This window comes from Psychroserpens mesophilus, assembly GCF_050617655.1.
Classification (GTDB): Bacteria; Bacteroidota; Bacteroidia; order Flavobacteriales; family Flavobacteriaceae; genus Psychroserpens; species Psychroserpens mesophilus_A.
On record NZ_JBODQC010000148.1, the window covers coordinates 1 to 275 of the forward strand.

Sequence of the window (275 nt, forward strand, 5' to 3'; positions counted from 1 at the left end):
CCCCGGCATTTCCGGAGCCACCGCCGCTTCCGGAGCCACGGCCTTTTCCGGAGTCCCCGTCATTCCCGGAGCCCCCTTCATTTCCGGAGCCCCCGGAGGCTTTTTTGGCAGTACCTTTGGACCCCGGTTTTCCGTCCACGTCCTGCCCATCCACCACCTCGATATCACGTGCCTCCTTTTTCTCCGGCTCCTCATAGGGAAGAGGCGCCAGCGCATTGATCTCCAGGACCCTCTCCCGGCTGAGCTGGTTGCCCATGGCCCGGGTGTCCTACACA

General features: G+C 63.6%; 1 protein-coding gene. It reads right to left on the reverse strand.

The genetic code is table 11. The annotated features are described in order from the left end of the window. A partial coding sequence (locus ACRHNM_RS16705) for a hypothetical protein (RefSeq protein WP_431137750.1) occupies positions 1-256 on the reverse strand: 256 nt, incomplete at its 3' end. Between the last annotated feature and the right edge of the window lie 19 nt (positions 257-275).